The organism is Coriobacteriia bacterium (assembly GCA_013334745.1).
Classification (GTDB): domain Bacteria; phylum Actinomycetota; class Coriobacteriia; order Anaerosomatales; family JAAXUF01; genus JAAXWY01.
Genome location: JAAXWY010000001.1, coordinates 114072 through 125308, shown reverse-complemented (window position 1 = coordinate 125308; position 11237 = coordinate 114072). Strand labels below are relative to the sequence as shown.

Here is an 11237-nt window from a genome sequence, read left to right as displayed (position 1 = left end):
TAGATGCACGAAGCCCCGGGACATGGCCGCCCACTAGTCCTGGATGCCGATGAGAAGCCACGTGTCGCGCACGCGGTCGTATGCGAGGTCGTAGACGCCACCACGCGATAACACCCGCCAGAATCGCCGAGAGACGCGTTTGCGCGGGTCCCACCATGCCCGCTCTGAGGCCCATATCTGGACAACAGCATCGATCCGATAGACGCGCCCGGCACGCGAGAACGAAGCGGGTAGCTGATGCGCTGCATCCCAGATGACGTCGACGGCCTCATCGGTTTGCTTAGCAGCGCACGAACCGCCCTTTCGCGAAAGTTCCGATGCTCGAACGATCCATGGGCTCGCCATGAGTTCTATGACCATAGGCAGCCGACTGCGCCTGCTCTCGAACAACTCAAGTGGCTGCCCTGATGGCGTTGCGGAGAATCGTTTGATTGCTGAATTGCGGCCCACGCGCGTTTGCAGCTCCCCGGTCGAATCGAGTGATATCCGCCAGACGGCGTACATCCACTATACGAACATATGTTCGATTCGACAATCTACAACAGGGTTCTGACACGCACGCGGAACGGGCTCGCTACACCGCTTCTACGGTGACCAGTGCGGCGATCTTGGGCGCGATGACGGCGCTCTCCCCTGCCACGAGCAAGGTGATGGGGCCATCAAACGGAGCACGCTCCACAACAGAAACGACGGTTCCCGGAAGAAGACCAAGATCGCCCATGTAGGAAAGCATGTCGTCGTCGTCCTCGGAGACCCGAACGACCCGAACAGTCGACCCGGTCTCGACATCACAGAGCGGCTCGCCAGTGGCAGCGGCGACGACTCCATCCGAACTCGGAATCGGATGACCGTGAGGGCAGACCTCGGGGTTGTCGAGAAAACGCTCGAGGGCCGTGAGTACTCTGGGCGACAGAGCATGCTCCAGCAGACAAGCGTCCTCATGGACCTCGTTCCAGGGGAGCCCAAGCGTTTGCACCAGGAACGTCTCAGCAATGCGATGCCGGCGCACCACCTCGAGGGCACGAGCGAGGCCCGTGTCCGTGAGAAGCACATCGGTGCCTGCTCGCGACACGAGACCGTGCGCTTCAAGGCGCCGGATGGTTGCGGTAACAGTCGGTCCGGAGACTCCGATGGCCTCGGCGATCGCGGTAGGACGAACCACCCCGTCCTGCGAAAGCTTATAGATCGTTTCCAAGTACTCTTGCAGCGTCGCTGTGGGCATTCCGATATCTCCCGTTCGGTCGGCCGAAGCGCGCTACCCCCGTTTTCCCATGCGTAGCATACACGGTGCAACGTGAAGATGACGAGTCTACGCCGGACGATTCGCAGACTACCACTAATCGTAGCATTGGTTCCGTTTAGCGCCGAAATGCAACCTCTGGTCAGGAACATCGGCAAATTGCCCAAAACGCGTTGACAGCAACTTTCCGCATGACTAGAGTACGTCTTGTCCCGAGAGGTCGGACGCAGCGGACTCCGAAAGACGGCGTACCAGTAGCTGCCGGAGAGGGTTCCGAGGAAGTCGGTCAAACCGTGAGGTGGATCGGCGGAAACGGAACCGCGAAGGTAAGAAATGGGAAGCCGGTGCGGTAGGAGGATCCCGTAGGCGAGGTCTCTCGGGACACTTGTATTCTCAGGCGATCCCTCGCCACACTCCCCCGTCACGCCGAGCCGAGTACCGCTACGGCCGGTACACCAGTTTCGCGATCGGCGACTCCCACACCACGACCTCAACGACGGTCACTTTCGGGTCGACCTTATCGGTGAGGCGCTCGTAGAGAACGCGCGCAAGGTTCTCGGCGGTGGGTGTGAGCTGGTCAAACGGCGGCACATCGTTGATGAAGACGTGATCGTAGTCAGCGAGGATCGAGTTCAGATCATCTTTGAGCGTCTTGAAGTCGTAGACGATGCCAATCTCATCGAGCTCAGTCCCGCCCACCGTCACCTCGACGTCCCACGTGTGCCCGTGGAGATTCCTGCATTCACCCGGGTAGTCTCGAAGTGCATGCGCCGCATCGAAATGGGACTTGATCGTCAATTCGTACATGGAATCCTCCGTGATAGTGAGACTAGAAGAGTGTGCCGGCTGCCGCACCGGGCTCGACGGGTGCGTCCCCAACGGTCGCCCGAGCGTCCATGGCCTGGTTGGCCATCTCGTCGGCATCGACGTTCATCTCACGCCGGACATGCGTGACACGATGCGCCGAGAAGCGCCGAAGCTCGGTAAGTGCCTCCAGGAACAGCGGCTTGAGACCCGGATTCTTCACCCGGTACTGGCCGTTGATCTGCTTGACGAGCAGCTCACTGTCGGCGAATACGCTCACGCGGTCATGGCCAAGGGCGAGTACGTTCTTGAGACCCCAGATGAAGGCTTCGTATTCAGCCTGATTGTTGGTGGCGAGATCGATGAACTTGCCGCCCCGGCAGACGATAGCGCCATCGACCTCGATGACGAATCCGGCCCCGGCGGGTCCGGGGTTTCCTCGAGAGCCACCGTCGGTACGCAGCACGGCCTCACTCATCAGGACTCGCTCGTCCGCACGACGATCAGTCGCCGGCACTGAGGACAGACGCCGATATCGTCACCGGTCTCGAGCTCCAGCACACGCTCGGCAGGCAGCGACATCCTGCAGGCCGAGCACGCGGTCCCATCGAGGCGACCAACGCCCACGCCGCCCTTCGACTCCCGGATCTGGTCGTAGCGCGATACAGTAGCCGGCTCTATGACGGCCGCAGTCGCGGCGCGCTTGGATGCAAGATCGGCGATCTCACCTTGGAGAGCACCGCCGACCTGCTTGAAGCGCGCTACGAGCGCAGCGTCCTTGTGCGCAAGTTGGATCAGTGCCTCATCGATCTTGGTCGTCTGAGCAGCCGCCTTGTCGATGCGCTCCATGATCCCGAGCGACTCCATCTCCATCTTGTCCTGACGACGACGCAGGCCATCCATCTCGCGTGTCATGGACTGAACGGCGCGGTGGTCGGTCGTTTCCATGATCTTCGTCTGCTCGCTGGCGATCTTCTCGGTCAGGGTCGTGATCTCATCCTGATGGGCCTTGAGGTCAGCCTGGAGCTTCTTGAGTAGCAGGTCCGCCTTGCCGCGCAGATCGGTGACATCCTTGATCTTCTGACGAACTCCGAGAATCTCACGCTTCTCCGGCAGCTCGTCGAGACGCTTGCGGGCGCGGAGAATCTCGATGTCGAGCTCCTGCAGTTCGAGCAGCGATGCTGCCTGGGTCATCCGTGACTCCTTGTCAGGGGGTCCACCAGCCGGGGGTGGACGGCAGGACGTGTACCGTATCCGGTCCGATTCCGGGAATGCCCCGCACGACGTCTTCAAGCAGACTCACGAGCGGCCATTCCGAGACATCGTGACCCACCTCGATAATCGAGAGGCCGGACTCGACGGCGTCCAGAGCGTCATGATAACGCACCTCACCGGCCAGCAACGCTGCGGCCCCCGAAGACAGCGCGTCCCCGATCAACGATCCGGCAGAACCCGTCGCCGTCACCACGCGGTCCATCCGCGCATCGGGGTCGCCCCAGATCCTCGGCGTGACATCGAATGTGTTGGCGGCAAGCGCGGCCAGTCCGCGAAGCGTCAGGCCGACCGTTGCATCGCAGAGCATTCCCATGCGTGCAGCCGAGCGGCCGATCTCCGCATCGGTGGCCACGATGAGTGGCTCCTCGTACGGATGGGCCGACCGGGCGGCCGAGACGACGCCGCGAGCCTTGGCCCGTGGCGCCACCATCTCCACGCGGACCTCTTGGGCATGCGAGGGAGCTCCGGGTGAGCCGATGAGCGGGCTCGATGACTTATCCGGGGTGAAAGAGCCGGTCCCCTCGGCTGACGTGAAGGCGCAGCACTCGTAGTCGCCGATCCTCCCCGCTCCAGCTCCCGCCATTGCAGCGGTGACGGCATCTGCAGTAGACCGCGGAACGAACACCGTGATGAGGGCCATCGGCATGGTGGACCGCTCGAGCGGCCTTACGGGCTCCAATCCCAGCGCCGCCGGCAGGAGCGTGCCTGCCAGAGGCGAACGGTCCAGATTCGTGTGGGCGTTGATGAGCGCAACGCCTGCGTCGAGCGCGGTGAAAACGACGCCGGCCGAGCCCCGTCCGGGCGTAAGCCACTTGGGTGGCGTGAGAAACGCCGGGTGATGCGTAAGGAGCACGTTCGCACCATGCCGGGCAGCGTACTCGATGGCACCTCGCGTTGGATCCAGGGCAAGCGCAACGCCCGTGACCTCGCGCTCCGGATCACCCGCGAGCAGCCCGACGCGGTCCCAGTCCTCGGCCCACTCCTGCGGAAACCGCTGAGAGACCGCGCGGTCGATGTCGCCGATCCGGATGGGCCTCATAGTTGGATCGCCCTCCAAGCTCCTCGGACTCCTGGAAACGTGATCTCCGTGTAGCCGGCTCGGGCCGCTGCATCGTATGCGGCGTCGATCCTGAAACCGACTTCGGAGGGATCGTGCGCATCAGACCCCACGGTGACGCCGACCCCCGCCGAGTGAAATGCCGCGAGAAGTTCCGGCGCAGGGTACAGCTCCCCCACCGGTTTGCGCAGACCCGCCGTAGAGATCTCAATCAGCACGCCGCCACCAGCTGCCGCACGTGCCGCTTCCGCGTACATCTCTGCCGGGTCAAACGACGGACGATGCCCGAACTTCTTTGGCAGGTCCGGGTGTGCCATGCAGTCGAACACGCCGCTGCGCGCCGCGTCGCACCAGTGGTCGAAGTACTCGCGCCATACCCAGTCGACATCTACCGAGTCCCACGCCTCGACGTGATGCGGATCGTCAAAGGCCCAGTCCCCGAGAAAGTGCACGCTGCCCAGCACAAAGCTGACGCCGTCGTGCCGGTCACGGGCCTCCTGGACGGCCTTGATGGTCTCGTCGATTCGGCCGGGCAGGTAGTCCGCCTCAAGACCGGCGACTATCTGCAGGGTCGGATGCTTCTGTGCTACGCGAGCAACGTCGTCGAGGTAGCCATCGAGATCCTCGGGACGCATGGAGAGATGCTGCTGTGGGTCGAACTCCTTGGGGAGGGCAAGATGCTCAGTGAAGACCATGCCGACAACCCCTGCGGCAAGGGCCGCGGCGACGTATTCGGCGACGGAGCCGGTCGCGTGCCCGCACCGTGCCGTGTGTACGTGGCAGTCAATCAGCTCGCGCACTCGATAACCCCTCCGCCGAGAACTGCATCTCCCTGGTAGCATACGACAGCCTGACCCGGGGCAACCGCGCGAACCGGTCGCTCGAATTCGACGACGAGGGAGTCGCCCTCGCGCCTCGCCTGGGCCGCCTGCGGCTCCATGCGATAACGAATCATCGCGGCCGCGGCGCGGGCGGGCTGGCCGTGCCAGACCACATCCGATGCCTGAATCCGCGAGACGTCGAGGTGCGACACGGGTCCTACCGTGACCGTGGCGGTATCCGGATCCACCCCGAGCACGTAACTCGGGACAGGTCCCGCGACTCCGAGGCCCTTGCGCTGACCCACCGTGAAACCGGCTATCCCGCCGTGGGTACCGACGACCCGTCCGTCGACATCCACGATCGGACCGGCCGTCATAGCGTCAGGTCGCAGCCGCCCCACGACCTCAGCGTGACGTCCCGCTGCAGCGAAGCACACCTCCTGGCTGTCAGGCTTGCTTGCCACGTGAAGCCCGAGCCTGCCTGCGATCTTCCGAACCTCAGACTTCTCGAGTTCTCCGACCGGGAAGAGTACGTGATTCATCTGGGCGTGGGTCAGCCGGTACAGGAAGTAGCTCTGGTCCTTGAGCGGATCCAGACCTCGCGAAAGCGTCGGCACTGAATCGTCCTGGCGCACAATGCGTGCGTAGTGCCCCGTCGCGAGAAAGTCCGCCCCCTGAGTGCACACGCGTGCGAGCAGGTCTTCGAACTTCAAGACGTCGTTGCATCGCACGCATGGATTGGGGGTGCGTCCTGCGGCGTATTCATCAGCGAACGGGACGACGACCTGCGCCTGGAACGCCTCGCGGAAGTTCAGGACGTAGTGCGCAATGCCGAGAAGATCGCACACCCGACGCGCATCACGTACCGCCGAGACCGAGCAGCAGCCGCCCTCGTCGTCCGAGGATGGCCAGAGCTGCATCGTCACGCCGGTCACGTGGTGGCCCTGCTCGAGGAGAAGCGCAGCGGCGACGCTGGAATCAACGCCGCCGCTCATCGCAACGAATACTCGGGACATCAGCACGCGTCCGTCTGACGCGACATGCTAGATCTGCTGGCAGCAGACGCTGCACTCGCCGTCAGGGCCGGCGCTGTCGTGAACGTGCCCGGTGCCCTCGTCATCGTGATCGTGGTCGTCCTCATCGGCGTGCGGGTCGAAGTTGGGGTCGGCCGACTTGACCTCACCCGCGATCGGCTCGCGGCCGTGCTTCTTCAGGTAGTCGTCGACGGCGACCTTCAGTCCGTCGGTCGCAAGCACGCTGCAGTGCATCTTCGCCGGCGGCAACCCGCCGAGCTCGTCGGCGACCTGCTGCTTGCTGATGGCGACCGCCTCTTCCAGAGAGAGGCCCTTGGCCATCTCGGTGACGATCGACGACGTCGCGATAGCTGCGCCGCAACCCAGCGTCTGGAACTTGACGTCATCGATGTGGTCGGAGTCGTTGACGGTGATGGTGATCTTCATCATGTCGCCGCAAACGGGATTGCCGACCTCGCCGACGCCGTCGGCATCTTCGATGACACCCACGTTGCGCGGGTTGTTGAAGTGATCCATGACCTTGTCGGAATACAGCACGGGAGTCTCCTTAGGTGTGTGTCGGTATCGGCACGGCTACTTGGAGCCGAACATCTTCTGGTAGACGGGCGACATGGCGCGCAGTCGCTCTACGATCGGCGGGAACTCGGCGAGGAAGAAGTCGATGTCCTCCTTGGTGGTGAAGCGTCCGAGCGAGATTCTCAGCGAGCCATGTGCGATCTCCGGCGGGCAGCCGATAGAGAGCAGAACGTGGCTGGGCTCGAGTGAACCCGATGAGCAGGCCGAGCCGGTCGAAACCGAGATGCCCTTGTTGTCGAGCTGGAGCAGCATGGCCTCGCCCTCGACGCCCTTGATGAGCAGCGACGCGATATGGGGAAGTCTTTCACCCGCCGAGACGCTCGGTTCGGTGTTCTCGAGAACCGAGGTGACACCGTCGATCACGCGATCTCGGAGTGCGGAGAGTCGAGCGCCTTCCTCGGCCTGCTCGGCCACCATGATCTCAAGCGCCTTCGCAAAGCCGATCGCTCCGGGGGTGTTCTGTGTGCCCGAGCGCTTCTTGAACTCCTGGCCACCGCCCTTGAGGTACGCATTGAAAGGGGTGCGCTTCTTCAGGTACAGAGCGCCAAATCCCTTGGGGCCGTAGATCTTGTGGCTCGAGAACGATGCAGCGTCGATGCCGAGCTCGACCACGTCGAACGGAATCTTGCCGAGGGTCTGCGCGGCATCCGTATGGAAGAGCGCGCGCCCCTCGTGGGCGACCGCGGCGAGTTCCTTGATCGGATTGATGGTCCCGATCTCGTTGTTCGCATGCATGATCGAGACGAGTTTGGTGTTGGGGCGCATCTCAGCACGAAGGTCATCCGGGTGGATGTGGCCATCGGCACGAGGCTTGAGCACTGACACCTCGTATCCCTGCTTCTCAAGGAAGTGCGCCGGCTCGAGGATGGCGTGGTGCTCGAACGCCGAGACGATGAGGTGTGCACCACCATCCGGGGCGACCTTCGTCATGATCCCGATGAGGGCGGCGTTGTCTGACTCGGTGCCGCCACCGGTGAAGATGATCTCGTCGGGGCGCTCGGCGTGAATGCTCTTGGCAACGGACTCGCGGGCCTCTTCGAGAGCGCGATAGGCGTCGCGTCCGATGGCATAGAGCGAGTTTGCGTTGCCGAACCGCTCGGTGAAGAAGGGCATCATCGCGTCGAGGACGCGCTCATCGACCGGGGTGGTGGCTGCATAGTCGAAATACGTGGTCATGGGATCTCAGTCTCCCCTACTCGTGGTCGGCCGCGTTGCGGTCAAAAGTCTCTTGGGTGCCCGCAAGAGATGCGAGCGTGGTCGAATCGAACACATCCTTCAGTGCAGCGGTGGCGCGCGCCCACACGGGGCCGGCTGCACACGAACCGCTCTTCACGCATCCGGACTCGCGTCCGCTGTCGCACACACTGGCTTGGAGCGGCCCCTCGAGTGCCTCGACGACATCGAGCACCGTGATCTCGGAAGGATCCCGAGTGAGAACGAAGCCTCCCTTAGCGCCGCGAACCGCGGTGACGATACCCGCACGCCGCAAGGCAACGAAGAGCTGCTCCAGGAATCTCGGCGGAATCGCACGACGCTCGGCTATCTCCCGCGCACTCACGGGGCCGTCACCGAAGTTGCATGCCAAGTCGATCGAGGCAAGCACGCCGTACTCGCTCTTGGCTGTCAGTCGCACTGTCTTTCCGCCTCCCTTCGTAATCCCTACTGTTTCTGTAATGATTGCATAGTACCCCGTCACGACGAGGTGTCAACGCGGCATGTTGCGCGATCGGCTGGCACGGCGCACGCCAAGCGTCAATTTGGGTCCTCTGGGTAGCGAGGACTCGCCGTTTGGCGTGCGGCACAAGCCGCTTGTCAGATAGAACAAATGTCCGATTGCGGACAGCCCTGTAGTGCGCATACGATGAGCCCCCGCCTCATGAGGGAGTCAGCCGCACGTGGCTGGCCCGCGAGGGACCCGGGTCCACGGTTGACAGCCACCAGGGTGGCGAGAGCCCACTGAGCCCGAGAAGCGTTGAGCCCCAGCCGCGATTCATCGCGACCGGGGCTCCGCTGTATTCCGGGTGATTCTAGCCGAGCGACTTGCTCAGATTCGCCATCTCGATGGCGGCCTCGGCAGCCTCCCAGCCCTTGTTGCCGGCCTTGGTACCCGCACGCTCAACAGCCTGGTCGATCGTGTCGGCGGTGATCACGCCGAACATCACCGGGACGCCGGTATCCAGCGACACCTTGGCGACGCCCTTGCTAACCTCGGCCGAGACGTATTCGAAGTGCGGCGTGCCGCCACGGATGACGACTCCGAGAGCGACGACAGCATCGTATCGGCCTGTCGCAGCGAACTTGCCTGCTACGAGCGGGATCTCGAACGCACCGGGGACCCAGGCGACGTCGATGTCGTCGGCCGAGAGGCCGTGGCGGACGAACGCGTCCTGTGCGCCCGCGAGCAAGCGGCTCGAGAGCAGCTCATTGAAGCGGGCGACCACGATAGCTACCTTGAGACCAGTTCCAACCAGATGTCCTTCGTACGTGCTCATGAAGCGTTCCCTTCACTTGTTGGCGACTGCCCCGGAAGCGACAGCGTGTGCGCCAGCTTCTCCTTCTTGGTGGTCAGGTACTTGATGTTGGTGTCGCACGACTCGACCTCGAGCGGTACCTGCTCGGTAACCTTGAGTCCGTAGCCCTCAAGTCCGACGATCTTGCGCGGATTGTTCGTCAGGAGGCGAATCGAGTGCAGCCCCAGATCGCACAGGATCTGCGCTCCGATCCCGTAGTCGCGAAGGTCGGCGGGGAAACCGAGCGCCTCGTTGGCCTCGACGGTGTCCGCCCCCTGCTCCTGTAGTTCGTATGCCTTGAGTTTGTTGGCAAGCCCGATGCCACGGCCCTCGTGCCCCACGATATAGAGGATGACACCCTCCCCGCGCACCTGAACACGGCGCATGGCCTCCTCGAGCTGAGCGCCGCAGTCGCAACGCAGCGAATGGAAGACGTCACCGGTCAAACACTCCGAGTGAACCCGAACGAGCACGTCAGGCTTGTCGGCGACGTCACCGACAACGAGTGCCATGTGGGTTCGATCGTCGGTGAGGCTTCGGTAGCCGTAGCCGGTGAAGTCACCGAACCGAGTGGGCAGGACGACCACGGAATCGCGGACGACGAGCTTCTCGCTTCCTCGTCGATATCTGATCAGGTCCGCGACGGTGATCATCTTGAGGCCGTGTTCTGCGGCGAAGGTCTCAAGTTGCGGACGCCGAGCCATGGTACCGTCCTCGTTCATGATCTCGCAGATGACCCCGGCGGGCGCCAGCCCGGCCATCCGTGCCAGATCGACTGCGGCCTCGGTGTGCCCAGCGCGCTCGAGAACGCCCCCGGCCCGAGCCTGCAGCGGGAAGACGTGCCCGGGCATCGAGATGTCATCCGGCGTCGTCCCTGCGGCGATGGCTGTTGTGATCGTCACCGCCCGGTCAGCCGCCGAGATGCCCGTGGTGATGCGGCCCTTAGCGCCGATCGAGCAGTGAAACGCCGTACCCTGCTCGGAGGTGTTCTCATCGGCCATGGGCGGGATGCCAAGCTGGCCAAGCCGTTCTGCCGTCATCGGCATGCAGATCAGGCCGCGACCGTGGCGAGCCATGAAGTTGACCGCCTCGGGGGTGACGAGCTCTGCTGCCATGACGAGGTCGCCCTCGTTCTCGCGATCCTCGTCGTCGACGACGACCAGCATGCGGCCGGCGCGTATCTCTGCGATCCCCTCTTCGATCGTTGAGAAGGGAGGGTGCGGTGCGGCGGCGTTCATCGGCCCCCCTCCGCAAACTCACGAAGCATGTCGCCTAGCCCGCGACGACCGGTACTGTCGCCGCCCTCGCCGGTGTTGGCGTAGAGGTCGACGAAGCGCTTGACGTACTTCGCCATGAGGTCGATCTCGATGTTCACACCGGACCCGATGGGCTTCTCCTTGAGCGTCGTGGACGCCTCGGTGTGCGGCACCACTGCCGCAGCGAAGCTATCGCCCCGAATCTGAGCGACCGTCAGTGAGATGCCGTCGACGGCTATCGAGCCCTTCGGGATGATGAACTCCATGAGCGAAGACGGAACCTGGAACTGGTAGATCGTGGAGTTGCCGGCGGGATGCCGAAGAAGAAGCCGCCCGATACCGTCAACGTGGCCAGAGACGATGTGACCCCCGAGCCTGTCAGACATGCGCAGCGCGCGCTCGAGGTTGACCTTCGTCCCCTGCTTGGCCGACGCCAGCGTCGTGCGTGCGAGTGTCTCCTCGCTCACGTCAGCGACGAATGCGCCACGTGCGAAGTTGGCGATCGTAAGGCAGGCACCGTCAACCGCGACCGAATCGCCCAGTCCCATGTCGCGACCGAAGTCCGGGGCGTAGATCTCAAGCTGCGCCCCGGAAGAGACGCGGTCTGCCCGCATCACGATTCCTTGTGACTCAATGATTCCGGTGAACATGCGAAGCACCCTTT

14 protein-coding genes are annotated in these 11237 nt (G+C 63.4%); all 14 read right to left on the bottom strand.

All coding sequences use genetic code 11. The features are described 5' to 3' along the window. Nucleotides 1–33 precede the first annotated feature (33 nt). The 14 genes from HGB10_00590 to HGB10_00525 all read right to left on the bottom strand — a co-directional run bounded on the left by HGB10_00590 (nucleotide 34) and on the right by HGB10_00525 (nucleotide 11223). The gene (locus HGB10_00590) at nucleotides 34–360 is read right to left on the bottom strand and encodes a hypothetical protein (protein NTU70313.1); all 327 of its coding nucleotides are present in this window, start codon (nucleotides 358–360) and stop codon (nucleotides 34–36) included. Nucleotides 361–574: 214 nt separating this feature from the next. Beyond that, nucleotides 575–1222: a metal-dependent transcriptional regulator gene (locus tag HGB10_00585; GenBank protein ID NTU70312.1), complete on the bottom strand. Its 648-nt coding sequence runs from the start codon at nucleotides 1220–1222 to the stop codon at nucleotides 575–577. A gap of 459 nt (nucleotides 1223–1681) precedes the next feature. Continuing rightward, the gene (gene queD, locus HGB10_00580) at nucleotides 1682–2047 is read right to left on the bottom strand and encodes a 6-carboxytetrahydropterin synthase QueD (GenBank protein NTU70311.1); all 366 of its coding nucleotides are present in this window, start codon (nucleotides 2045–2047) and stop codon (nucleotides 1682–1684) included. Nucleotides 2048–2069: 22 nt separating this feature from the next. Next, nucleotides 2070–2522, bottom strand: coding sequence for a ribonuclease HI family protein (locus HGB10_00575; GenBank protein NTU70310.1), 453 nt, complete (start codon nucleotides 2520–2522; stop codon nucleotides 2070–2072). Further along, nucleotides 2522–3238 carry a hypothetical protein gene (locus HGB10_00570; GenBank protein NTU70309.1) on the bottom strand — a complete coding sequence of 239 codons (717 nt, stop codon included), beginning with the start codon at nucleotides 3236–3238 and terminating at the stop codon, nucleotides 2522–2524. The genes HGB10_00575 and HGB10_00570 overlap by 1 nt, the downstream gene beginning before the upstream one ends. A 13-nt stretch (nucleotides 3239–3251) precedes the next feature. Then, nucleotides 3252–4358 carry a hypothetical protein gene (locus HGB10_00565; GenBank protein NTU70308.1) on the bottom strand — a complete coding sequence of 369 codons (1107 nt, stop codon included), beginning with the start codon at nucleotides 4356–4358 and terminating at the stop codon, nucleotides 3252–3254. Next, nucleotides 4355–5176, bottom strand: a complete 822-nt coding sequence (locus HGB10_00560; GenBank protein ID NTU70307.1) for a histidinol-phosphatase HisJ family protein — start codon at nucleotides 5174–5176, stop codon at nucleotides 4355–4357. Before HGB10_00560 ends, HGB10_00565 begins: the two co-directional genes overlap by 4 nt. Further along, complete coding sequence (mnmA, locus tag HGB10_00555; GenBank protein ID NTU70306.1) at nucleotides 5164–6213, bottom strand: tRNA 2-thiouridine(34) synthase MnmA; 1050 nt, start codon at nucleotides 6211–6213, stop codon at nucleotides 5164–5166. The genes HGB10_00560 and mnmA overlap by 13 nt, the downstream gene beginning before the upstream one ends. Before the next feature lie 27 nt (nucleotides 6214–6240). Then, nucleotides 6241–6768 (bottom strand): Fe-S cluster assembly scaffold protein NifU, encoded by a 528-nt coding sequence (gene nifU, locus HGB10_00550; protein ID NTU70305.1) that lies wholly within the window; start codon nucleotides 6766–6768, stop codon nucleotides 6241–6243. Between the two features lie 36 nt (nucleotides 6769–6804). Next, on the bottom strand, nucleotides 6805–7983 hold the full coding sequence (locus HGB10_00545; GenBank protein NTU70304.1) for a cysteine desulfurase: 1179 nt from the start codon (nucleotides 7981–7983) through the stop codon (nucleotides 6805–6807). Between the two features lie 16 nt (nucleotides 7984–7999). Then, entirely contained in the window at nucleotides 8000–8440 is a 441-nt protein-coding gene (locus HGB10_00540) for an Rrf2 family transcriptional regulator (protein ID NTU70303.1), read from the bottom strand. Nucleotides 8441–8834: 394 nt separating this feature from the next. Continuing rightward, nucleotides 8835–9299: a 6,7-dimethyl-8-ribityllumazine synthase gene (locus tag HGB10_00535; GenBank protein NTU70302.1), complete on the bottom strand. Its 465-nt coding sequence runs from the start codon at nucleotides 9297–9299 to the stop codon at nucleotides 8835–8837. Further along, nucleotides 9296–10555 carry a bifunctional 3,4-dihydroxy-2-butanone-4-phosphate synthase/GTP cyclohydrolase II gene (locus HGB10_00530; protein NTU70301.1) on the bottom strand — a complete coding sequence of 420 codons (1260 nt, stop codon included), beginning with the start codon at nucleotides 10553–10555 and terminating at the stop codon, nucleotides 9296–9298. The genes HGB10_00535 and HGB10_00530 overlap by 4 nt, the downstream gene beginning before the upstream one ends. After that, nucleotides 10552–11223 (bottom strand): riboflavin synthase, encoded by a 672-nt coding sequence (locus HGB10_00525; protein NTU70300.1) that lies wholly within the window; start codon nucleotides 11221–11223, stop codon nucleotides 10552–10554. The genes HGB10_00530 and HGB10_00525 overlap by 4 nt, the downstream gene beginning before the upstream one ends. Between the last annotated feature and the right edge of the window lie 14 nt (nucleotides 11224–11237).